The 24,547-nt window shown below is 42.6% G+C and carries 20 protein-coding genes; 8 read left to right on the forward strand and 12 right to left on the reverse strand.

Translation table 11 applies throughout. From position 1 onward, the window contains the following. The first annotated feature begins 283 nt into the window (after positions 1–283). Complete coding sequence (locus JO154_RS09525; protein ID WP_291944313.1) at positions 284–2,344, forward strand: ATP-binding protein; 2,061 nt, start codon at positions 284–286, stop codon at positions 2,342–2,344. A 77-nt stretch (positions 2,345–2,421) separates the two neighbouring features. Here JO154_RS09525 and JO154_RS09530 read toward each other — a convergent pair whose 3' ends face one another. The 10 genes from JO154_RS09530 to umuD all read right to left on the reverse strand — a co-directional run bounded on the left by JO154_RS09530 (position 2,422) and on the right by umuD (position 14,236). Further along, positions 2,422–3,795, reverse strand: coding sequence for a DUF3472 domain-containing protein (locus tag JO154_RS09530; RefSeq protein ID WP_291944316.1), 1,374 nt, complete (start codon positions 3,793–3,795; stop codon positions 2,422–2,424). Positions 3,796–3,854: 59 nt separating this feature from the next. Continuing rightward, positions 3,855–4,910 (reverse strand): DUF5007 domain-containing protein, encoded by a 1,056-nt coding sequence (locus JO154_RS09535; protein WP_291944320.1) that lies wholly within the window; start codon positions 4,908–4,910, stop codon positions 3,855–3,857. 25 nt (positions 4,911–4,935) lie between these two features. Continuing rightward, a complete protein-coding gene (locus tag JO154_RS09540; RefSeq protein ID WP_291944323.1) occupies positions 4,936–5,634 on the reverse strand; it encodes a fasciclin domain-containing protein in 699 nt (232 codons plus the stop codon). A 29-nt stretch (positions 5,635–5,663) separates the two neighbouring features. After that, positions 5,664–7,154 (reverse strand): RagB/SusD family nutrient uptake outer membrane protein, encoded by a 1,491-nt coding sequence (locus JO154_RS09545; protein WP_291944326.1) that lies wholly within the window; start codon positions 7,152–7,154, stop codon positions 5,664–5,666. A gap of 22 nt (positions 7,155–7,176) precedes the next feature. Next, positions 7,177–10,341 carry a SusC/RagA family TonB-linked outer membrane protein gene (locus JO154_RS09550; protein ID WP_291944329.1) on the reverse strand — a complete coding sequence of 1,055 codons (3,165 nt, stop codon included), beginning with the start codon at positions 10,339–10,341 and terminating at the stop codon, positions 7,177–7,179. 514 nt (positions 10,342–10,855) lie between these two features. Then, positions 10,856–12,058 (reverse strand): hypothetical protein, encoded by a 1,203-nt coding sequence (locus tag JO154_RS09555; RefSeq protein WP_291944332.1) that lies wholly within the window; start codon positions 12,056–12,058, stop codon positions 10,856–10,858. Next, complete coding sequence (locus JO154_RS09560) at positions 12,055–12,465, reverse strand: hypothetical protein (protein ID WP_291944336.1); 411 nt, start codon at positions 12,463–12,465, stop codon at positions 12,055–12,057. The genes JO154_RS09555 and JO154_RS09560 overlap by 4 nt, the downstream gene beginning before the upstream one ends. Positions 12,466–12,560: 95 nt before the next feature. Further along, positions 12,561–13,316: an SOS response-associated peptidase family protein gene (locus JO154_RS09565; RefSeq protein ID WP_291944339.1), complete on the reverse strand. Its 756-nt coding sequence runs from the start codon at positions 13,314–13,316 to the stop codon at positions 12,561–12,563. Between the two features lies 1 nt (position 13,317). Beyond that, a complete protein-coding gene (locus JO154_RS09570) occupies positions 13,318–13,806 on the reverse strand; it encodes a hypothetical protein (protein ID WP_291944341.1) in 489 nt (162 codons plus the stop codon). A gap of 7 nt (positions 13,807–13,813) precedes the next feature. After that, the gene (gene umuD, locus JO154_RS09575) at positions 13,814–14,236 is read right to left on the reverse strand and encodes a translesion error-prone DNA polymerase V autoproteolytic subunit (protein WP_291944343.1); all 423 of its coding nucleotides are present in this window, start codon (positions 14,234–14,236) and stop codon (positions 13,814–13,816) included. A gap of 219 nt (positions 14,237–14,455) precedes the next feature. On the opposite strand from umuD, the gene JO154_RS09580 reads away from it, so the two are divergent. After that, positions 14,456–15,334 (forward strand): class I SAM-dependent methyltransferase, encoded by an 879-nt coding sequence (locus tag JO154_RS09580; protein WP_291944346.1) that lies wholly within the window; start codon positions 14,456–14,458, stop codon positions 15,332–15,334. Between the two features lie 619 nt (positions 15,335–15,953). Here the strand turns inward: JO154_RS09580 and JO154_RS09585 are convergent. Then, entirely contained in the window at positions 15,954–16,580 is a 627-nt protein-coding gene (locus JO154_RS09585; RefSeq protein WP_291944348.1) for a hypothetical protein, read from the reverse strand. Between the two features lie 139 nt (positions 16,581–16,719). Then, positions 16,720–17,217 (reverse strand): sigma-70 family RNA polymerase sigma factor, encoded by a 498-nt coding sequence (locus tag JO154_RS09590; protein ID WP_291944351.1) that lies wholly within the window; start codon positions 17,215–17,217, stop codon positions 16,720–16,722. A gap of 697 nt (positions 17,218–17,914) precedes the next feature. Here JO154_RS09590 and hisG point away from each other — a divergent pair. The 6 genes from hisG to JO154_RS09620 all read left to right on the forward strand — a co-directional run bounded on the left by hisG (position 17,915) and on the right by JO154_RS09620 (position 24,514). Next, positions 17,915–18,769, forward strand: coding sequence for an ATP phosphoribosyltransferase (hisG, locus tag JO154_RS09595; RefSeq protein ID WP_291944366.1), 855 nt, complete (start codon positions 17,915–17,917; stop codon positions 18,767–18,769). A gap of 15 nt (positions 18,770–18,784) precedes the next feature. Continuing rightward, complete coding sequence (gene hisD, locus JO154_RS09600; protein WP_291944368.1) at positions 18,785–20,080, forward strand: histidinol dehydrogenase; 1,296 nt, start codon at positions 18,785–18,787, stop codon at positions 20,078–20,080. Continuing rightward, positions 20,073–21,146, forward strand: a complete 1,074-nt coding sequence (gene hisC, locus JO154_RS09605) for a histidinol-phosphate transaminase (protein WP_291944370.1) — start codon at positions 20,073–20,075, stop codon at positions 21,144–21,146. Before hisD ends, hisC begins: the two co-directional genes overlap by 8 nt. Next, positions 21,143–22,279: a bifunctional histidinol-phosphatase/imidazoleglycerol-phosphate dehydratase HisB gene (gene hisB, locus JO154_RS09610; RefSeq protein WP_291944372.1), complete on the forward strand. Its 1,137-nt coding sequence runs from the start codon at positions 21,143–21,145 to the stop codon at positions 22,277–22,279. The genes hisC and hisB overlap by 4 nt, the downstream gene beginning before the upstream one ends. Positions 22,280–22,533: 254 nt before the next feature. Then, the gene (locus JO154_RS09615) at positions 22,534–23,943 is read left to right on the forward strand and encodes an anthranilate synthase component I family protein (protein ID WP_291944374.1); all 1,410 of its coding nucleotides are present in this window, start codon (positions 22,534–22,536) and stop codon (positions 23,941–23,943) included. Between the two features lies 1 nt (position 23,944). After that, on the forward strand, positions 23,945–24,514 hold the full coding sequence (locus tag JO154_RS09620) for an aminodeoxychorismate/anthranilate synthase component II (RefSeq protein ID WP_291944376.1): 570 nt from the start codon (positions 23,945–23,947) through the stop codon (positions 24,512–24,514). The last annotated feature ends 33 nt before the right edge of the window (positions 24,515–24,547 follow it).

Below are 24,547 nucleotides of genomic sequence, written 5' to 3' on the forward strand. Positions count from 1 at the left end.
ACAGATATCGCTACTTTATGTTTTTGTCGGATGTTTATGATATGGATTTGATATAGAGAGATTGGTTTGAGAAAAGGGTTTATACATTAGATAATGAAATAAATATTTCAATTTATTTTACGCTTAACAAAGAAGTCGGAATGATCAGCAATATATTGAATTGAGATAGGTCAGATAAGGATTTAAATGTAAATGTATTCCCATTGAATTGTTGTGAAAAATAGTTTCGCATCCTAATTTAATTAGTTTTAAAATTGCTATTTTAGATGGTAATTTATCTCTAATGGAACAGCAATTAGTATTACCAAAATTTCATACAAATTCTGCGGGTAAAGTTAGAAATACACAATTATCTAGAGGAAAGGCTATGTGGCCTCTTTATGAATCTATAAGTAATGCTATACATGCAATTGAAGAAAAGGGTAATCTTGATTCAGGAGAAATTATTATAACCCTACTACGAAATGGGGAGCTTACTACGCTGGAGGAAATGAAGAACGTGGAGATATCACCAGTCAAATCATTTATTATTGAAGACAATGGAATTGGTTTCAATGAGCGCAATTTTCATTCTTTCTTGACAGCTGAATCAGAATACAAAATTGATAAAGGTGCTAAAGGTATTGGTAGATTTGTCTGCTTGAAGGCATTTAGATCAATAGCTTTCGATAGTATTTATATAGAATGTAATGCGCAGAGACAAAGGCGTTATTTTAGTTTAAAACCATCTGGTTTTGACGAGTATATATTAGAGTCCAGCGCGGAGAATAGAACGGGGACTATAGTGTATCTAGATACGATTCGTCCGGAGTTTCAGAGAGGTATACCTAAATCATTGAAAGAAATAGGTCATAAAATAATCGAGCATTTTCTAATTTATTTTGTTCTTAACAAATGCCCATACATTCGTATACTTGAAAGTAACAACAGCGAAATATTACTTCAGGATTTATATGGAGAAACTATCGGAACAAGTCATACTGAAGCAGAGATAATTATTGAGGATAGGTTTTCATTTAAGTTACACTTAATAAAACTTTATGAAAATAAAGGAGGGCACAAAATCCATTATTGTGCTAATGAAAGAGAAGTGTTTGCTGAAAACCTGGTTAAATATATTCCTGATTTAGGAAAACTTATTAAGGATGCCGATGGCAAGGAATTTACATATCAATGCTATGTTACTGGTAATTTCCTGGACATCAATGTCGATAATGAAAGAACTGATTTTCACTTTCCAGTTGGAGATAATGATGATGAAATAGAGGTTGATAACTTAGAAGACCTGTCCTTAAAACAGATACGAACAAAAGTTATTGATACATTAGAAAAGCTATTAGAAAGCTATCTGTCAGAAATCAGGGAGACTAAATTTTTTCAGTATAGAGATCATATCAGTGAAAATGCACCACAGTACAAACCTCTTGTAAAATATAAGTCTGATATAATAAAAATGATGCCTCCAAACTTGTCTGGGAACAAGTTAAATATTGAATTGTTCAAGATTCAAAATGATCTTGAATTGGAGATAAAAGAATTGGGAGAAAGTATATTGAAAGTTAGTGATGATATTCGGTCTTCGCAGGATTACATGAAGAGGTATGAGGAGTATATTGAGAAATTTAATGATATTGGCAAATCTAATTTAGCAAGATACATTGTCCATCGGAAAGCAGTAATCGAGTTGCTTGATATTTCATTGGGTGCCGATGAAAATGGGGAATTCCAAACAGAAGAAACTATTCATAATATTTTCTTCCCGATTCGTAAGGAGTCGGATGAAATAAGTTATGAACAGCAAAATTTATGGTTAATTGATGAAAGACTTTCATACCATTACTATTTAGCTTCTGATAAGGTAATAAATCAAATTCCTGTTCTTGAAGGAATTGAAAGTAAAGACCGATTGGATCTATTAATCTTCAACTCAAGTTTTGCTTTTGTCAACGACGAAGCCCCGCATAATTCGTTTGTTATAGTTGAGTTTAAGAGACCGGAACGGAACCACTATTCTATCTCAACCGAGAAGAAGAATCCTGTTGATCAAGTTATTTCTTATATTAGAATCATCCGTGAAAATGGGGCAACTGATAGACGTGGTAAATTGATTCAACTTGATAAAGATAAGACTCCATTTTACGCATATATTGTCTGTGATTTCAATCAAAGCCTGACAAAGATCCTTGAAGACAGAGATTATAAACGAACTCCAGATAATTTGGGCTTCTTTAATTTTCATGAAAAGTATAACGCTTACATAGAGGTAATCTCTTATCAAAAAATGCTCAAAGATGCTAAAAGTAGGAACCGGGTTTTATTTGAAAAATTGGGTCTCCCTCATTAATACCCATAAGGAAAGATAAATTGTTCTTGCTTGAATTAATAAAATGAAGCCGGCAATTCTCCATTACCGGCTTTATTTTATTTCGCATTGTTAATCGCATGATCTACCTGCGCTTCCAATTGTTTCAGATCCGTCACTGGAATGTTAGTTCCTTTCGGGATGGTGGTGAACTGGTTATATTGGGTAGCGCTATATCCGCCAGAGCTCATATAGAAAAGGTCCTTTTGATTTGGATCCTGGCCTCCGGCATAATCGCAACGCTGGCCTGGAGCGCCATCGGTGTAGGTCATACGGGCACGGTTAAACGAAACCCAATCCCCTCCGCCGGCAATCTTCCCCCAAGCATTACCATATAAGGCCTTGCGGGTTTGTTGTCCATTACCAGGGCCGAAGTTCTCCAAGAAAGAATAGTATCCGTCAAAGAAACGTGTTTCGCGCGGTGCTTTCCAACTGGCCATATATTGCCATCCGTCTTTTTCATTATCCTTAAACCAAGCGGAATAGACTACAAAATTATCTGGCAGTTTACGCATGTTCATGATGAACTGCACTTTGGTGCCGGTTTTCCACATATACTTACGATAAGTCTGGCCACCAGTACCCTCGTTGCCAAAGCCACCGCCGGTAACATCTTTCCCTTTTTCCAACAGGGTTACTCTGTCTGTCTGGCCTACTTTATTACGGTCTACGCCTTCATTGGAACTATCCCATACACTGAATAAAACCCTTCTCTCTGTACTCCTGTTGACCTGTATGCCGAAATACCCTCTATAAAAGCCCAGGCTCATGTAATACGTATACATGGGATCATATCCTACCGGAACCGTGATCTCGCCGTATAACCAGTCATATTCGCGTTTAACCTGGTCTTCCGGACCGAAACGGAGATGCACGGAAGGAGAGGAAAGATATTTTGTCTGATGTACCTCTGCACTATCGCCGGAAACGGTTTCGAATGTAAGTTGGGATACTTGCAGGAATTCTTTGCCAGTCTTGCGTTTCGGTTGTAGTTCAAAACGATAGTAACCGGCATCACCGATATTCAGATTGGCAACAAATACACGACTACTATCGGATTCGAAGTGTAACTTGGCTTGTTGTGGGCGGAAGGAGCCATCTGTACGGGTGATATTTAATATAAGGTCCGATTTATCTCCTGCAGGCAATTTGCCATGGAGATACACTTTGTAAACAGCAGGTTTGGCATATAGATACCAACTGATATTGGTGCCGGCATCTGTCCAGTTATGTATTTCAGCAGAAGGTCTATCCTGGTTGTAACGAACGGGATTATCCTCTCTGTAAGGTTCTACATAAGATTTATTGGCGGGAATGATGAACGTCTTTTTACCAATGTTCGTAGAATCATTCCCGTTATAGGTAGCTGCTGTAGCGAAGAGCGGAAGACTCACCGCCAACATACCAATATGACGTTTCAGGTGACTGAGCATATCATTATTGCTTGAAAAGAAGGCTGGCTAAATTTAGCCAGCCTTCAGTGAAAATGGAATTATTTTTTCATAGTACACTGCAAATTCAGCTCGTATACGTAACTGCCTGGTGTCAGAATTCTTGTATTCATCCTGACGTTCAGGTTAACTGGTTGTTTGTTCCATTCTCCATATGGAGTGGAGTTTGGTGGGAACCAGTTTCTCGCGTCAGCGGTATCAATAGATTGAATATACTGACTATAAATACGATAATAGCAGTTGATACCATTGCTCTGGCTTTCCCAATAAGTATGTGGGAAAGGAACCGTTGCAAACTGGTGAATAGTTGCAGTATCGTTGGTGAAAGTCTTTACCGCAAATGTTGCCATCGTTTTCAGGAAAGAACTACCGCTAGGACGTTTCTGCAATGCATTTGGCGGGAAGATATTACCATATTTGTCTTTTACAACGAATATTACCTGGTTTGGTTCATTAGCTACCTTTTTAATCTTCAGCCATGCAGTAGTAGAACGACCAATCAGTTGATCAATCCAGTCTGCATCATAGGAGAAACGGATCGCTTCTTCCTTGTCGGTTTTACCAGCAAGCGCGTATGGTGCGTTTACATATTCGTATTCTTTCTGTGCATTCACGATAATATCACAGATGTTTTTATACTGCTTGGTACCTCTTGGATTGGAGATCTGAAGATCAATGGTATAGGTGCCAGGAGGAACGTTGGTCGTAACATCCGAGAAGATCAACTGTCCGCTGGCAGCCAGAATTTCCAATGGTTTCTTCTTGGCTTTTGAGCGCTTGGCATTGATCAAATCGAAAGTAGTATCGGTTACCGGATCGTATGGTTTTGTCCATACATAGGTGTCAAACTCCTGGAAGAATACATCCGCATGTTTACCAGTCGCTTTGTCGCGTACATCCAGCAGCGTTACATTCAAAGGAGGAGTAGAGTTGTCCGGAATAATACCGGCAGACATTTTAAAGGACCCTTGTGTGATGGTGAGTGGATTATCGGCATAGCGAGGATAATCACTCAAGTAACCTGTTTCCACTTTTTGGCAGGCAGTAAAACCAGCTATCAGCGGCAGGCAGGCGAATATGATATGTTTGAATTTCATTGTACTGATTTAAGAAGATTAAAGACTATCTGCCATAGAAGTTGAACAAGTGACTATTGGCCATTACATGCACTACACCATTGGTAGTGAGTATACCGGAAGTCTGACAAATGGTTGCAACGTCTGTAAGTTTAGGATCGCCGCTAGGATCTACCAATTGATTGTTTACCATAATATCCGGATCGCCGATTACTCTGCGGGCAGATACAAGGAAACCAGTGGTGGTCATCATGCCGCTGTTGATGTAGGTATATTTAGTGAGATACAACCACAAAGGAGCGCCAGTTGTCAATGATTCAAAGGATTGACCTTTCTCTGTCATTTGATCGCGGTTGATCTTACCCTTGAAGCAATATCTTCCCAGGGAATCACGGAGCATTTGTGGAGTGAATTCCTTGAAGAGAGAATCCAGTGTATAGTCCAGTTTTTCAGAGATTTTTCTTGCAGCGTCTCTTCTTGCAGCAAGGTATTTATTGATGCAATAGTTGGTAGGCGCAAAGAAGGTGACATCTCCATTAATCACATCTTTCATACCTGCTTTGTCAATCAACAGCAGTGTGGTATCGAAGAGATGCCAGGAATTGTTCTTCAGATAATCATAAGTGGTCATGTTCACATGCGGGTCGGAGACACCACCATCAATGATTTGACTTTTCTTACAGCTAGCGAGGGTATACACGATCATCAGCACAGTAGCCGTTTTCAAAAAAATATGTTTCATCATTTTTTGCAATTGATGTAATGAATTTTTGATTAATATCTTCCTTTCCAATACTCGTTCTGTACCATCAGCGGGTTGTTATTGAAAACGCTTTTGGTAATCGGCCATAACCAACCTTTCTTGCTGATACGGTCTGCAGATGTTAACCAGTTAGGATAAAATCCGGTACGGATCATATCGAAATAGTTCTGGCCTTCTCCGGTGAGTTCGCGGAAACGTTCTGCCAGCAGCTCACGTCTTAGGAGCTGACCGCTATAGTCTTGCAATGGAGGAATGCCAGCACGTGTTCTAACAATATTGGCAGTATTCATGGCATTACTTTCCTGACCCAGGTTAGCTTCTGCTTCTGCTTTCAACAGGAGCATATCTGCTAGACGGTAGATGATCAATGGCGACTGATCCTTATAGAGTGTGCCACCTGTAGTACTTTTATTCACTACATCTGAATACTTCAGCAACACATATTTATCCGCAGTTTTTGGCAGGAAGAAACTTCTATACCTGGCATCTGCATGTGCATCCGGATTGTCTTTGGTTTTGTAATACATCTCAATGTTGCTGGCATTACCCCAATACAAACTGAATGCCGTCTGGCCAGTCAGGGTTACACCTGTTGCCACCGCCATTGGAATACTGAACCCGCCACCGTTACCGTTGCTTTCTCCTGCAGCATCGTCATTGTTCACCACGAGGATGATCTCTGAAGAATTGCTTTTGGATTTATACAGGCGACTTAAAGTGGCCGCAGATTCCAGTGCATATTTTCCACGATTAACAACAGAGTCAGCATATTTCAGTGTCAGATCATATTTATGACGCCATGCTGTCACATGCGACAATAATGATAATGCTGCCGCTTTACCTGCTCTGGATTTGTTTTGATCATCCGCATAATCCCAAGTCAGCAGGGCACTGGCGGATTGCGCGTCGGCTGTAACTAGGTCCAGGACGGAGTCTTGTGGACTTCTGGCTTTAATTTTAATCTGTTCTGCTGCGTAAATAGGAGTGTTCTGCACAGGCACATCACCCCACACACGTACCATGGAGAAGTACGCCAGTGCACGCAGGAAATAAGCTTCACCGATATAAGTGTTTTTTACTTCCTCTGCACTGATAGATGATTCTTTGAATTTGGATACAGGTAACTGGCCTACCTTATCAATAATCATGTTACACTGATTGATAATGCGATACCAGTTGGTCCAATCGTGACAAGCATCTTCGTAATATGGTGTTTTGAAATCACCGGATTCCACTACAGGTTTCAGGTAAGAGCTTTCAGTAGCATAGATGCCGGCAGGAACATCCCCCCAAATGAAGAAGGTATTTTTATTCTGGTTGGCAGTGCGATATAGCGCATAGGCGCCATTCATAGCTGCTTCCACGTCTTGCTGAGAATTCCAAAAAACGTTGTCATAAGTACCATTTTTCAATTCATTGTCGAGGTACTTTTTACAGGAACTCATGGAGGTAAGTGCACCCAGGAGTAAAAGGCTATATAAACTTAATTTGATTCTTTTCATTGCATTGGATTTACTGGATAAACTAGAATTCTACACGTGCACCTACAGTAAATTTGGTAGGCAGCGGATAACCATCACCGAAGTCATATCCCTGCGCATTTACGCGCTCTGCATCAATACCAGAGAATTTTTGGAACATCGCTACGTTATCCATCATACCGTATACACGCAGGCTACTCAGATGCATGTTGTCAACAAAGCGGAACGTTCTTTTGTCGAAGTTGTAGCCAAGGTTCAGGTTTTTGATACGGATATACCATCCTGGCTCAACGAACAGCGACTGTCCGGTGCGCCATGCATAGAGACCCATGAAAGGATTCAGTGCAGGGAAGGTGGCATGATCTCCTTCTTTTCTCCAGTAGTTGTATTTTTCCACATCTGTCAGGGAAGACAATGCGAAAGCGTTGGAGCTACCATAGAACAGACCATTGGAGAGCTTTTGAGCCAGCGTTTGATTCACGATAGTTCTGCCAAAAGTAAAGGTGGTAAGGAACTGGAGTGTAAAGTTTTTCCAGGTAATAGTGTTAGTGAGACCGCCAGTAAACTTAGGATTTGGATCGCCATAGAAGGTGATATCGTTGGCGCCTGCTACGTCGGAAATCATGTAGTCGCCGTTAATATCTCTCCATTTTGGATAACCGAGTACCAGGGTGCCCCATTTGGTTTTACCTACTTCACCGGTGTATGGATTTACCAGCAGGTCGCTCTTGCTGTTGATAACACCGTCTGTAATGTACATCTGGTACATGTTTACAGGTTTTCCTACTACATATACTGTCTGTCCGTAATCGCTGCTGATATACATATCGCGGTTACCATCAGGCAGTTGGGTCACCATGTTTTTGTTGAAAGACAAGTTGAAGTTGGTAGTCCACTGTAATTTATGGTTAGGAGCCAGGTTACGAGTGGTTAGGTTGATTTCGATACCGGAGTTTCTAACACCAGCGGCATTGGTTAATGCTTCCTCGTAGCCGGAGGTTTCAGGTACCCATACGTTCAACAACTGTCCAGTGGTATTTCTGATATACCAGTCTGCTTCCAGTCTGAATCTACCTTGCAGGATTTCAATTTCAGTACCCAGATCGAATTGTTTGGATTGTTCCCAGGTCACATCATTACGCGTGATTTTTTTGAAGTCAGGTGTAATGATAACAGCGCCATTGTAGGTGTTTACATCAGCGCTACCGTTGTAGTTCTGGTTACCGATTTTATAGGCGTTGTATCTGCTCATATCACCGATGCTGCTTTCATCCCCGTTGATACCATAGCTGGCTCTCAGTTTCAGGAAGTTGATGATAGGGAAGTGGTCGCAGATAAATGCTTCTTCGTGTACCAACCAACCTACGGATACAGATGGGAAATAGCCCCATTTATTTGCGGTACCGAAGCGGGAGGACGCATCTGCTCTCCAGAATGCATCGAACATATATTTATCACGGAAATCATAGTGCGCGCTTGCCATATAGGAAAGCTTCGCATAGGTGATATAGTCCGAATAACCGCCACCATTGAGTTTGGAGTTACCCAATACTACTTGGATGTTATCATTAGGAATACCACGGCCATAGGCTTTCAGGGATTCGCTCTGACGTCTTTCAAACTCCTGACCAGCAAACAGGTTGATGTTATGGATACGATTGATCGTTTTATTCCAGGTCAGATGGTTGGTCAGTAAGTATTTGGAATATTGTGTGAAAGAAGACATTGCCTCGCCTGTCAGAGAAGGAGCGAGATCTCCAGGAGCAGCGTAATCATATTTCGCATTGGAATATGTAAGCGCCCCTCTGGTGGTCCAGTGCAGGTTATCTTTAATGTGGTACATTAACTGCACATTCACGTTCACATCGTTGTTGACGTTGTCATTACGGCTACGGCTATACGGATTTATGATAGCGTCTCTATCCTCGGGTCTCAGGTAGATAAGGGAGGTAGGCATATCGATAGGAGATACCTTGAAAATGTCTCTCAACTGGTTGTTCTCATCTAGGCCACTACCTTTACCTACTTGTCTTAATCCTTTTGATAGGCGCAGGTTTGTTTGCAGTTCCAGTTTTTTATTGATTTGGAAGCCGAGGTTGGAGTTGATGGAGTAACGTTTGTAACCGGTATTGATAATAACCCCTTTTTCGTCGTACATACCCATGCTCACGCGGTAGTTCACGTTTTCATTAGCGCCACTTACGCCGATATCATAGTTCTGTACCTGACCATTTTGATAGAAGAGGTCCTGCCAGTTATTATTGTTATTGAAGATAGGGTTCAGACTATCTGTAAGGATGATAGGTACTTGTGCATCCAGTTGACTGTAATTACCATAATTTTTAATCATGGCCAATTTACGTCTGCGCTCTTCCGCACCGATAACAGTGCTTACTTGCTGCGGTTTTGGAACTAGGCCATAGTAGGCGTTTACACTGAATTTAGCTTTGCCAGTAGTACCCTTTTTCGTTTTAATGATAATCACACCATTGGCACCTCTGGAACCGTAGATCGCAGCAGCAGAAGCGTCTTTGAGGATGTCGATGGATTCGATATCGTTAGGGTTCAGGCTGGCGAGGAAGTTAGTACCGGTACTGTTGAAGGATTTCACTTCATCATCAGAGATAGGTATACCATCGATTACGTACAGCGGGTTACTGAAAGCCTCGTCCCCATTGAAGTTGGAGCCAGACATCAGTCGGGTGTTACCACGTACCATCAAGGATGTTTTCACCCCTGGCTGCCCAGTAAAGTTCTGTACGTTTACGCCGGAGAGTTTACCTTGCAGCAATACATCCACGCTGGCGGCGGGTAAGTTCTCGATATCCTTACCCATAATAGAAGTAACGGCTGCAGTACTTTTGGTACGTTTTACTTCTTGGTAACCGATGACAACAACATCTTTCAATGCTTTTGCATCGGGTTTCAATGTGATTTGAAAATCTGTTTTCCCACCCACATTTACGGTTTGTTGTTCATACCCCATGAAAGACACCAACAGCTTTGCTGCAGCGGTTTTCAGGGTGAGCGTAAATTTTCCGTCGGGGGTGGAGGCGGTGCCGTTTGTAGTTCCTGCTTCGCGAATGGATACACCAGGCAGGGCAACACCTTTGTCATCTTTGACTGTTCCTGAAATTTTTTGCCCCTGGGCGTTGACTGTATAGCACAGCAATCCCAGTAGCGCTAAAATTAGCAGCTTCTTGTGCATGATCCTTGGTTTTGATAAAATGGAAATTGGTTAAGCAATAGCTACCATCTGCTGTTCACGGGCAGATAATAATTGTTCACTTCTGTTTTTACAGGTATTACTTGACTTTTTTATTGTTCACAAATAATTCGACGTGGTTACGGGCATTGGTTGATCTCTTAAATGACTTTTTCCATTATGGTTTTCATTTAAAATCTGTTCACTGCTACACTTAAATGCTGGTTGCGCTACAATTACCGTCGATGCACAAAGTAAAAATCTTAACATTTTTTTTAGAGTGGTTCACTCATTCATGTGAAAAAAATTACTTAATGACGAATCGAATCACAATATATACATCAGAATTATAAATTGCTTAAAATTAATTCATTGTGTTTTTAGGTTGTATAAAATACACCGTGAACTAAATTGATTGAACTTTTTCTGGTTTAATTTCTATCATTAAAAAAGCCCTGTATTGACATAGGAATGACAATACAGGGCCTGTAAGGATACAGGGATGATAACTTATGGTTTAGAAACTGACTTTCTCATTGCCAAAGCCCCAATTAATGCCCAATGCAGAGAAGAGGCGAGGTTTATTAAAACCAAAATCATTTCCGAATGTGCCACTGAAATAGAGCGCCTTCGTAATGCGGTAATTGATAAAGCCTACAAAGCGCTGCGATTTCAGCGCAGTGAGCCCAGTATAACTTCTATGCACATACTCTGTACCGAAGCTAACTGGATCAAATTCAAACATAATTTTACCGCCTAGGTCTATTGCATTTCCAGGACCAACTTCTTTTTTATTCTGGGTATATGCATCATACATGTAACGCATATACGCAGCAACAGACAAATAATTCAATTGTGTTTTATCGGCCTGGCTATTTAATGGCAGGTTCAATTCTACAGACGTCCATACAGCGGAGCGTCCTGATTTCCAGGTACTGTCGCCCACACCGTAAGCGGCATATGCGGTAGAAAGGTCCCATTGAAATATGGGTTTTTCATTCAATTGTTTTTCGATGGCGACTGCCAGCGAATCAGCGGTCACCCGATGCTGAAATTGTTGATCTGCTCCTTGTATGCTTGCTTGTTCCTGTTTATCCAGTTGTTGTCGAATAGTGCGCATGGTGGCAGTATCCCCTCTAAGCCTCGCCTGACGGTACTGTCGGTAGAGTAGACTCGTATCGGTATATTGCCGAAGAATAGCCGCCTTATCCAACACTATCCACTGCTGTAAATTAGCAGCAAGTCCAGCGGCGTAGTTCTTTCTGTAAGCGCGCAACAGTGTAGTGTGAGCGCCAATAGAAAAGACTTTCTGCTTGCCATTAGCAGAATCTGCACTCATATTCTTATTGGCAAAGGCAATCGAAATACTAACGAATTTCGCAGCAGCGAAAGGATTCGTTTTCCAATTACTGGTTTTAAACCGGCCAGAGTCCAGCCCGATATAATTATAAAAGTTCCTGTTGGCCGGACTAATCATCCAATAAGGCGTTATTTCGGCAGCATAATTTTGTGGCCAGCCGTTGCTATTGTCGAAGCTTTGGAGGAGGCCTAGTGCAAATGCTTTCGGCGGACCGGAAGTACCACTCAGGGTTTGCGATGCATCTATCAGTCTAGTAGCGGCAGACTGGGGTACCGCTAGTTTATCTGTGTTGAGAACAGTCTGGGCCGCGACTTTCCCTGCCATCGTGATACAGCAGAGGAGGCATAGTAACTTTTTCATATGCTCGTCAGGAGAATATCTTTAGTGATTTCGATTTTAGTATAATCCCCATTCAGGTCGATCATGGTATCAGGATTATTGAATTCCTTATGGCCGTCGATGCCGTTATCGAGGGTATACAGCATTTTAATGCGGGTAAATTCCATTTGTCGGGCTACTATATCGGTACCGGTTATACGAATATGCGTGGTGATAGACAGGTATCTTCCTGCTATATCCACTGCATTGCCGATGATAGTAGGCGCGATATCACCGCTGGCATTGGAAGAATCGCCTACGCTTGGCCCGATGGCTACCAAATCGGTATCGGTTAGGAAGGCCCTGGTGTCTGCAAATCCGCGGGTAGTAACGTCAACGGATAGTTTGATGGGTGTGGTGGCAGAGGCACCAACTTTATAGGTATTCATGTTGGCAGGACTTATAAATGCAATAGGGTTTAAACAGCAGGAATCTTTTTCCTGCATATGCAAGTTATGATAATTGATTTGAAAATGGAGGTTAATTAATCGATCAATACGGGTGGTAGACCTTCATAATCTACATGTGCCAGCACAGATTCATCGTCTGCTTTGGTTTTGCGTACAGAGTTGACCGTCCAGTATTCCAGCGACTCAGAGGGTTGTGTATACTGCAATATATCCCGTATATCTGTATCCGTTAGATCTGGTTTAATCCATTCTTCGGCTAGTTCGTTGGTGAGCATCAAGGGCATGCGGCCGGCATTGTCGCCACCATTGTGAATCTGTTGCAATACCTGGTTGGCTTGCCGGGTGAGCAAGGTGAAGGTGGGGATCCGTTCTGGTTTATCTACATCCCAAGAATTGGAGAGTGTCCACAGTCCGGCGATAAAGAAAACATCCTGTTCGGTGGATTTGATATAGTAGGGGACTTTATTTTTCCATCCTGGTATTTCGCGGTATTCGAAGAATCCGGTAACGGGGATGAGGCATCGTTGGTTACGGATAGCATTCCACATGGTGCGTGGTTCCAAGACTTTTTCACTCCTGGCGTTGAGGAACATTTGTCTTTGTCGCTTTACTTTTTCCAGGGTATTGAGCATTTTCGGAATGGGGCCCCAGGTCAGTTTGGTCAGTTGTGGACCTTCATGGTCCAGAACGATGGGCCATTGTGGGTAAGACATACCTATTTTGTGATAGGTAGGGTCGAAACTGAGATCTGCCCCCGGAGCTGTATTCAGCAAAGGCATGAGCTTGAAGACGCTTTCAATCCTGGTAGTAAATGCAATATCGTAACACATGCTATCCTGCGATGATTTGATGTAAAGGTACTTTTAATTCTTCTTGTCCGTACCGGAGTGCCAGGAACAATTCTCCGTATTTAAAGAAGAGTTCCACATCTACCGTATGGTTAGGCCGCCAGTTGGTATGTATGGAGATATAGCGTTTCAATTTATGTCCTAGTTCTTCAGAAGGTTCCCAATGTTCTCCTTTGAGCCAGGCGGCAAAAACCTTATAGCCAGGCGGTTGTGAGGCAGCGATGAATAGTTTATCCATTTCTTCCGGACGATGGGCCTGGTAGATATATTTTCTTTTATCGAATCGTATTGCCTGAAAGTGGAGGTTTGCTTCACCGATATCCATGTAAGGAGTGATGAGAAATGCCTCTTTGGTGTTGTTATCGCCGGGTTCAATTCCCGGAAGATAGCTTTGGCGTACGAAGATACTATACCCGCTATTGAGCAGAGTAGTTAGCAAAGGCTTGGTAAACAATACCAGTGGATTATACATTTCGCTATTATTTACGCATATCCACAATCACGGAGGTGACAACACCCCATACCTGGAAATCAGTATCTTCTGTAATAACAATAGGTTTATAAAAAGTGTTTTCCGGGTGTAATACCCAGTTGCGGCCGGCTTTTACCAGTCGCTTCACTGTAAATTCACCATCCAGTACAGCCAGGATAATATCTCCGGTGGATGGTTTGATCGATCTATCTACCACGGCCATACAGCCGTCAGGCATGTTTGCTTCCGCCATACTGTCCCCTTTAATAGTGATAATAAAGGTACTGTTGGGATGGGGTTGCAGGATCCTAGAGAGATCTATTTTCGATTCCTGGTCATCCAGGGGAGTGGAATCAGGATACCCAGCGGGCATAGTAGTGTTAAAAAAGGGCAGGGTAACAAATTCTCCACTCAGCTTCAATGCTTCCATAACTATCAATTTGAGAATACTAATATTATTAGCAAAGTAAAGCTAAATTATTTAGTTTAAGAAATCCCTGTTCGTATTTTTTTTTCGGGAGATGGCCAGGCCGGTGGCGGGTTTGGGTTTAACTTTCAGGGAATCAGGTAGCTGTAATATTTCATTGTACGATAGACCGCAGTGGTCTTTTTTTATCTTTGTTTGGTTACTCATCAAAATATGCCCAAAATGCAGGAATTATCCGCCATTATAGACCGACAGCTCGCTTTTCATGCAGGAAAAAACATTTGTAATCCAACGCAATTAGCCACTATGCAATTCACACCGGAAATGCAGCAGTTGATTGCGGATAGGCATATGATTACGCCTGTGTTAGCAGATCGTCTGATCAATTATATGGTGGAAAATGTGTTGAAGCAGTTTTATAGGGTGAATCAATATTTTTCATTTCCAGGCAGGGCGGTGGATGAGTTGAGAAAATTGTATGTCAGGTTGTTGGAAGAGATAAGAACCGAAGAAGCGGCTGTTGTCTCTCCAAAGCATTATATGCGACTACGTTCTTGGTTATGCCAATGGAATCCATTTGCAGAAAGGTTATATAGTGTGGCGCCAGCGGAGATCACGCATGTGGTTTGTGCGGAATACCAGGCGAAGTTGCAGTTATCGGTATTGCAACTTTCTCCAGAGCAGGTTACAGGGCCTTTACTGGATATTGGTTGTGGGGAGCAGGCTTTGTTGGTGCATTACCTACGAAGTGTGGGGATACAGGCGGTTGGGATTGATCGAATGGCTGCTGCATCAGCGGTATCATTGCGGTACGACTGGCTAGCGTTTCCTTATGGTGCATCGCAGTGGGGAACGATTGTTAGTCACCTTGGGTTTTCCAATCATTTCTATCATCATCATTTACGGGAGGATGGTGATTTCAAGCGTTATGCGGGCAAGTATATGGAAATCCTGGCGGCATTAAAGCCAGGAGGCCGTTTTCATTATGCACCAGGTTTGCCAGTGATAGAAAGATATTTAAATACACAGGATTTTCAGGTGGAAACTTTTACTACCGGCCATCAGGATTTCACGGCGACGGTGATTACAAAGCTGAGATAAATTTATTTGATGGCTCCCTGTATAGCACTTATGCTTACAGCCTATCTGTACATCATTATGCGCTTACTGTCTCCCTGTATAGCACTTATGCTTACAGCCTATCTGTACATCACTATGCGCTTACTGTCTATCTGTATAGCACTTATGCTTACAGCCTATCTGTACATCACTATGCGCTTACTGTCTATCTGTATAGCACTTATGCTTACAGCCTATTTGTACAACACTATGCGCTTACTGTCTATTTGTATAGCACTTATGCTTACAGCCTATCTGTACATCATTATGCGTTTACTGTCTATTTGTATAACACTATATGCTTAAAGCCTATCTGCCAAGTAGTATACGCTTATTGCCAAACATGGGCTTCATGATCTTCTCTTTACAGTTATCACACTGGGTTCTAAAGCATTTTAAAGTTACAATTAAATCCAGATCAAGAAAACCTTTTTCAAAGTAATTAGTGTTAACAGCTTCCAATACCTTGCCCGCAAAGTATCATCACATTTGCGGGCAATTTTATTTTGGGGAGATGAATTAGTTGTTGTTGTTGTTGTTGTTGTTGTTGTTGTTGTCTGTTTTTCTTTCTTTCTTTCTTTCTGTTAATGCTGTATGCTATCTACGCTTCCGTAAATTCATCCAGCACATGTTTTACTTCGGCTGCATACTTACCATAGGAACGTTTGATCCAGGTTTCCGTCATCCAGGCTGTCAGCAATACTCCTCCTACTACCACTAGTACGATAAGGATGGCCTTAATTTTAGTTATATGGAAAATGTCCACTAGCAATGCATCGATAGATATTTTTTGACTTCCAATTAGTATAATCCCTGCCATCATGGCTGCGAAGGGAATGAGACAGTAAGTAAAAGCCTTATACAGCTCAATATTCAGCCTCATATCGTAGTACACTGCATAGAGATTATCTTTTGAGGTCATCATATTATTGCTAAGATTTTTATAGCTAATAACGAACTTGGTAAAGAAGTATGCACAAATCAGAAAGAAAACAATATACAGCAGGTAATATGCCAGCATTAATGGCTTAGCTACTGCTATAAAAAGAGGGACAAACCCTATGAATAACACTGCTAGCATCTGTACATAGAACTCACACTTCATGGTGTGACGGATTTTATCTATAGGCATTTTTGCAGATTTTAATTTTTCAAGGTTGGCAGGCAGATTCATTTTGTCTCCTGCATTTTCGTTATTCCATGCGGATTGAATATCGTCGAAGTTCATGGCTTAAATTGTTTGATGGGTGGTCAGTAACAGTATACTTAATTTTCAGTTTCATGTAAGCATTCAGGCGGATGGTATCGTGTCTCCCTAAATGCTTATGTTTAAATTCTTAATCCTTTCAGTTGTTAATTATGTTGCCTTAAAATTCATAACCTTGTTCTCTGATCAGTTCTTTTAATTTCGTTTTTGCCCTGTTCAATTTTGTTCTGGCGTTTACTTCAGTAATACCAAGGTTTTCAGCGATTTCCTTGTGTGAATACTTTTCCAGATGGTAGAAGATCAGTGCCTTTTCCAGTCTTTCTAGTTTTTGCACTGCTCTGTAAAAATGTGACAGTTGCAATTCTCGCGTGTCAGATGATTCTTCAGCCGGAAGATCTGGCACATCGGCGGTTGTTGTTGGTTTTTTCTGGTCCTTTTTGAAAAATACGATGGCTGTATTTAATGCTACCCGATACATCCAGGTGGAGAAACTGCTTTGCTGTCGGAAGTTATCATATGATTTCCAGAGTTGCAGAATGATCTCCTGTACCAGGTCGTCCTGATCAGAGGGATTATCCATATACATCCGCGATATCTTATGGATGATCCCTTTATTTTTCTCTATCTGGTCCAGAAATTCTTGTTCTTTCGTTTTCAAGCGGATTTTTTCTTTTAGTTCAAGATAGGTTCAACCGTTTAACCTTTTGCTCGTAGTAGTTTGATAAGGCCATCATCCCCGCCACATACCCATATGTATTGCTCCTATGACGAAGAAGTTACTTTCTTTTTTCATCATATCCGGTATTTTATTCGAAGTGACATCGCATCAGACTGAGCAATCGATATTGAAATAATCAATAAGATGCAAGAAGCTCATCGCAATAGATTTGAATAAATTTCTCATGGCGTTTACTTTTAGTGTTTATATTATTAGTAGTGATAAATGTGATTTCGTTGCAGAGTAGTTGAAATATTTTTTTGCAACCCCAACTGACCACTTACCGGTTGTTTATATAATTAGTAGCAGGAAGTGATCATTCGTGACAAGATTTTTATAAAAATATTTTCACTAGAGAAAAATAACAGTACTTATACATTATTATAACAGTGCTTATATAATTGCAAACCCGCTACTGTTAAGGATTTGTTACCTTCAGCTAGCCCCGAAAAAAAATGTTTGTTTTGTTAATTTTGTTATTACTTTTGTATCCGAATTATGAAGACAAACACACATATCCATCATCACCATCATACTTGCCACTGGTAAGCTGGGATGATTATATGTATCCAATAATATTAGAAACATCATCTAGGGCTTGCCGCAACGGTAAGCCCTTTTTATTTGTACCATCAAGATGAAACTAAAACTCGCCATCCAGAAATCAGGCCGCCTGCACGATGATTCCATCAAACTGTTGAAGGAATGCGGTATCGACATCAATAACGGTGTCAACAAGCTGAAAACAGAAGCTTCCAACTTCCCGCTGGAAGTATTCTTCCTCCGCGATGATGATATCCCACAATACATCGAAGATGGTGTGGCTGATATCGGTATCGTTGGCGAAAATGTGGTCCTGGAAAAGAAAAAACAGGTCAACATCGTTGAGAAACTGGGATTCGGTAAATGCAGACTCTCCATGGCCGTTCCAAAATCTATGGAATATAATTCTGTAGAGGATCTGCAAAACACCCGTATCGCTACTAGCTACCCGGTAATCGTGGAAGAATTCCTCCGTAAGAACAATATCAAAGCGGAAATTCATGAAATCAGCGGCTCCGTGGAAATCGCTCCTGGCATCGGTTTGGCCGATGGTATCTGCGACCTAGTTAGCAGCGGCTCCACACTCTTCATGAATGGTCTGAAAGAAGTGGAAACAGTCCTTAAATCGGAAGCAGTCCTGGCGGCTTTCAAAAACCTCCAGCCAGCACAAAGCAAATTGCTGGATAAACTGCTCTTCCGCATTCAGGCGGTGAAAAAGGCGAAGAACAATAAATATATTCTCCTCAACGCGCCTAATGAAAAACTCCAGGAAATCATTGCACTCCTGCCAGGGATGAAAAGTCCTACCGTACTGCCTTTGGCGGAAGCAGGATGGAGCAGCGTGCACTCAGTACTGAACGAAAACGACTTCTGGGATATTATTGAAAGCCTGAAGGCTGCGGGCGCTCAGGGAATCCTGGTGGTGCCTATCGAAAAAATGGTGATCTGATAAAAGTGAATAATCATGCAGATTTATAAATATCCAACAGTTGCTTCTTGGGGCGAAATCTTACAACGCCCGGTGATGGACACTTCCGCACTGGAACAAAAAGTGGAGGCTATCCTCCAAGACGTGAAAGCGAATGGGGATCATGCTATCCGGAAATATGCGGAGCTGTTCGATAAAGTACAACTCTCTGACCTGGAAGTGCCAGCAGCGGCGCTCGAGGCGGCGGAAGCGGCACTGGACCCTGCGCTGAAAGCGGCTATCAACCAGGCGGCAAAGAATATTACGACTTTCCACAAGGCGCAGCAATCTGAGCCAGTGGTCATCGAAACAATGCCAGGGGTACAATGCTGGCGAAAATCAGTGGCTATTGAAAAAGTAGGACTGTATATTCCTGGCGGCTCTGCACCTTTGTTCTCTACGATCCTGATGCTGGCTATCCCGGCGAAAATCGCGGGTTGTAAGGAAATCATTCTCTGCACGCCTTCTACACATCCTGCGATATTATATACGGCCAAACTGGTGGGCGTTTCCAGAATTTTCACTATCGGCGGGGTACAGGCAATCGCTGCGATGGCCTACGGTACGGAATCTGTTCCGCAGGTATATAAGATCTTCGGTCCGGGTAACCAGTATGTTACCTGCGCCAAACAACTGGTGAATAAAAGCGGTTTAGCGATAGACATGCCTGCCGGTCCTTCGGAAGTGGCGGTGCTGGCGGATGAAACCTGCATGCCGTCTTTTGTAGCGGCAGATCTGCTTTCCCAGGCGGAACACGGTCCTGATAGCCAAGTGGTGTTGGTAACTACCAGCGAACAGGTGATCACAGATGTGCAGGCGGCCCTGGATCTACAACTGGCACAGTTGCCTCGCAAAGATATTGCTGCTGCGGCGCTGAATAATAGTCGTATCATCCTGGTGGAAGATAAAAATGTGGCGATGGAACTGCTGAATGCTTATGCGCCTGAACACTTAATCCTGGCCTGCGCTTCAGCGGAAGAGATAGCGGGTGCTGTTACCAATGCGGGTTCTGTTTTCATTGGCAACTATACCCCGGAAAGTGCGGGTGATTATGCTTCTGGTACCAATCACACCTTGCCTACGAATGGCTATGCGAAGGCCTATAGCGGGGTTTCACTGGACAGCTTTGTAAAAAAGATTACCTTCCAGAAAATAACGGAAATTGGCTTAGAGGAAATCGGCGCTACCATTGAGGCAATGGCGGCAGCGGAAGGACTAGATGCCCACAAACAGGCTGTTTCCATCCGTTTGAATCAAATTATTGACAGTAGTAAAAAGTATATAAATGTTTAATCTAGACTCCCTCCTGAGGAATAATATCAAAAGACTGGTACCTTACTCGTCCGCTAGAGATGAATTTAAAGGAGAAGCAACTGTATATATAGATGCCAACGAAAATGGCTATGGATCTCCATTGCCGGTGAATTATAATCGTTACCCAGATCCGCTCCAATGGAAGGTGAAATATAAGCTGGCAGAGGTGAAAGGCGTACCTCCACAGAATGTTTTCTTGGGCAATGGCAGCGATGAGGCGATTGATATCCTCTATCGCGCTTTCTGTAACCCAGGTGTGGATAATGTGGTATTATGCCCGCCTACTTACGGTATGTACGAGGTAAGCGCGAATATCAATGATGTGATTATCCGCAAAGTGAGCCTGACAGATGATTTTCAATTGGACATCGCTGGTCTCCAACAGGCGATTGACGAAAATACTAAACTGATTTTCATCTGTTCTCCTAACAATCCTACCGGAAATTCCATACACAGAGCGGATATTGAGCTGCTGTTAAATAACTTCGACGGCATCGTGGTGATTGATGAGGCGTATATCAATTTTTCCCGCCAGAAATCTTTTATCCAAGAACTGACGGAATATCCAAACTTGGTGGTGATGCAAACATTGTCCAAAGCCTGGGGCCTGGCTGGTTTGCGCGTAGGTATGGCGTTCGCAAGTGAGGAAATTATCCATGTGTTCAATAAGATCAAGCCTCCTTATAATATGAACCAGTCGACCCAGGAACTGGCTTTCCAGGCACTGGATAACGTGACAAAGGTGAATGAGTGGATTAGAGAAATTGTGATTGAGAGAGACTTGTTGTCCGCCGCCCTGGAGCAACTGCCTGAAGTATTGCAGGTGTATCCTAGCGATGCCAATTTTATCCTGGTTAAAACCACCGATGCTAAAGGAATCTATACTTACCTGACTACGAAAGGTATTATTGTGCGTGATCGTTCCAAAGTGGAACTGTGTGCCGGTTGTTTGCGCATTACTATTGGCACTCCTGCCGAAAACCAGCTATTGCTGGAAGCTTTGAAAACTTATCAACCGCAAACAGAAAAAACGGTCTCAGCATGAAACGGGTACTCTTTATAGACAGGGATGGTACATTGATTAAAGAAGTGCCGCCAACTTATCAGATCGACAGCCTAGATAAAATAGAATTCTATCCGAAGGTATTCGTCAATATGGCGAGGATCGCCTCTGAACTGGGCTACGAACTGGCCATGGTTACTAATCAGGATGGTCTGGGTACCCCCTCTTTTCCAGAGGAAACCTTCTGGCCAGCACAGAACATGATTTTAAAGGCTTTTGAGAACGAAGGGGTAGTATTTGATGAAATCTTCGTAGACCGCAGTTTTCCGGCCGATAATGCCCCTACGCGCAAACCAGGCACTGGTATGCTGACGAAATATTTTTCCGGGGAATATGACCTGGCTAATTCCTTTGTAATCGGTGATCGCATTACAGATGTACTGTTGGCCAAGAACCTAGGGGCAAAAGCCATCTGGATGAATGAAGGTAACGGACTGGGCAGTGGAGAAATTCAGGATACCGTGGCCGCACTGAGGGATGTGATCGCTTTAGAATCGACCGACTGGGACCGGATTTACGAGTTTTTGAAGGTGGGTCTTCGCACGGTAACACATATACGAAAAACCAATGAAACCGATATCACGATTGCCCTCAACCTGGATGGTACCGGCAAAGCCAATATTCATACAGGACTGGGATTCTTTGATCATATGCTGGATCAAATTGCCCGTCATGGCAGCATCGACCTGGATATCACCGCGAAGGGCGACCTCCATATAGATGAGCACCATACAATAGAAGATACTGGGATTGCTTTGGGAGAAGCAATTGCCAAAGGATTAGGGGATAAAAGAGGTATCGAGAGATACGGATTTTCCTTGCCTATGGATGACTGCTTAGCCCAGGTGGGGATTGACTTTGGCGGCCGTAACTGGCTGGTATGGGATGCCGAATTTAAACGAGAGAAGATAGGGGAGATGCCTACCGAAATGTTTTACCATTTCTTTAAGTCTTTTTCCGATGGAGCCCGTGCCAACCTCAACATTAAAGCAGAGGGACAGAATGAGCACCACAAGATTGAAGCGATATTTAAAGCCTTTGCCAAAGCGGTAAAAATGGCTGTGAAGCGCAACCCGACAAAAATGCAACTGCCTAGTACGAAAGGGGTGCTATAATTTTCTTTCTGAATGGAAAAAAATTATTTGCATTTCAAATAAAAATGTTTCATTTTTGCTTTCATTATGCAGAATATCATGACAAATAAACATTGGTGGTGGCACGGAATCAATTCCTGATCTGTGTTACAGTGCCATGTTTCGTCCTGAAATATATTTGAAAGGCTCGCTGTTACACAGCGGGCCTTTCGACTTTTTATCCGGTTCCTTATTTCTTAAAATTCACTTTCACTCATTAGGATATTATATCAGTCATGCGTACCATTCAAGTAAAATCGAGATCCAAACAGATGCTGGCGGATGTGTTCACGCCAGTGGGAATCTATCTGCGACTGCGTGATAAATTCCCGGGTTCCATCCTCCTGGAAAGTACCGACTACAGGGCCAGCGAGAATAGCTACTCTTTCATCGGTATCAAGCCCATCGCGGGAATCGAAGTAACCTCTACCTCAAATTTTGAATTCAAGTATCCCAATCTTCCGGTAGAAAAGAAAGAACTTAAAAACAGAGAACAAGTAACAGGGGAGATAGACAAGTTTTTAAAGAATTTCAGTTTCACCGGCAACAACCCTGTACCACTGGCACAAAGCCTCTTCGGATACACCACCTTCGACGCAGTACAGTTCTTTGAAACGATTGAATTCAACAAGCAAAAGCAAGCCGCCAATATCATCCCACTGATGCGCTATCGTTTTTACCAATATGTAATAGCCATCAACCACTTTAAAGATGAACTTTATTTGTGCGAAAATCAGGTAGAAGGCATTGATAGCGAATTTGAACTGATTGAATCCCTTATCCGCCACAAAGACAACCCCGGTTACCCTTTCACTACTACTGGCGAAGAAACTTCCAACATGTCAGATGCGGAATACATGCAAATGGTAGAACAAGGTAAACAACACTGCTTCCGGGGCGATGTTTTCCAGGTAGTTCTCTCCAGAGCCTTCCAGCAACCATTCAAAGGCGATGAATTCAATGTATACCGCGCATTACGCTCCATCAACCCCTCACCTTATCTCTTCTTCTTCGATTACGGCGATTACAAATTAATGGGCTCCTCACCAGAAGCACAATTAGTGATCCGTGATGGTAAAGCTACCATTCACCCAATTGCAGGTACTTTCCGCCGTACCGGAGACGATGTACAGGATAAATTACTGGCAGATAAACTACTTCAGGATCCTAAAGAGAATGCAGAACATGTAATGCTGGTGGATCTTGCCCGCAATGACCTGAGTAGAAATGCTAAAGATGTGACGGTAGACAAGTATAAAGAAGTGCAGTATTACTCTCATGTGATCCACCTCGTAAGTGAGGTAACTGGTAAAACGCCAAAAGAGCTCAATCCATTCTCCCTCTTGGCTTCTACGTTCCCTGCGGGTACCCTTTCCGGTGCTCCTAAATACAGGGCCATGGAAATTATTGATGGGCTGGAACCTACGCCTCGCGGCTTCTACGGCGGCTGTATAGGTGCTGTAGGCTTCAATGGCAACTTCAATCATGCGATCATGATCCGCTCCATACTCAGCAAGATGAATACACTGTACTACCAGGCCGGCGCCGGTGTGGTGGCCAAATCCGTGGCTTCATCCGAACTGGAAGAAGTAGGTAATAAACTTAATGCTTTAAAACAGGCCATCCTGCTGGCACAAAAAATTTAATATGAACATCCTGGTTTTTGATAACTACGACTCTTTTACATATAACCTCGTTCACCTCGTTGAAAAAATCATCGATGGTAAAGTGACAGTGGTGCGCAACGACGAAATACCACTGGAAAAAGTGAACGACTACGATAAAATTATTCTTTCTCCAGGCCCCGGTATTCCGGAGGAAGCAGGCTTACTCCTGCCCCTGATCAAAGAATATGCGGCTACCAAATCCATATTCGGGGTATGCCTCGGTCAACAGGCCATCGGACAAGCTTTTGGCGCTTCCCTCATCAATCTGAAGGAAGTTTACCACGGCGTGGCCACTAATGTGAAAGTCATCAGCGATAAAGGCCGTCTATTCAAAAAGCTGCCTAAGGAACTGGAAGTAGGACGCTATCACTCCTGGGTAGTGGATGAAAAAACACTTCCGAAAGAACTAATCATTACTGCCAAAGATGACGAAGGCTATATCATGGCACTGCAACACGAACGCTATGATGTGTGCGGCGTACAGTTCCATCCGGAAAGCGTACTTACTCCAATGGGCGAACAAATACTGAGAAACTGGCTGGAAATGTAATACCATCCATCATTTTCAACATTATCAATTTCT

The sequence above is a fragment of the Chitinophaga sp. genome (assembly GCF_019236475.1).
Taxonomy (GTDB): Bacteria; Bacteroidota; Bacteroidia; order Chitinophagales; family Chitinophagaceae; genus Chitinophaga.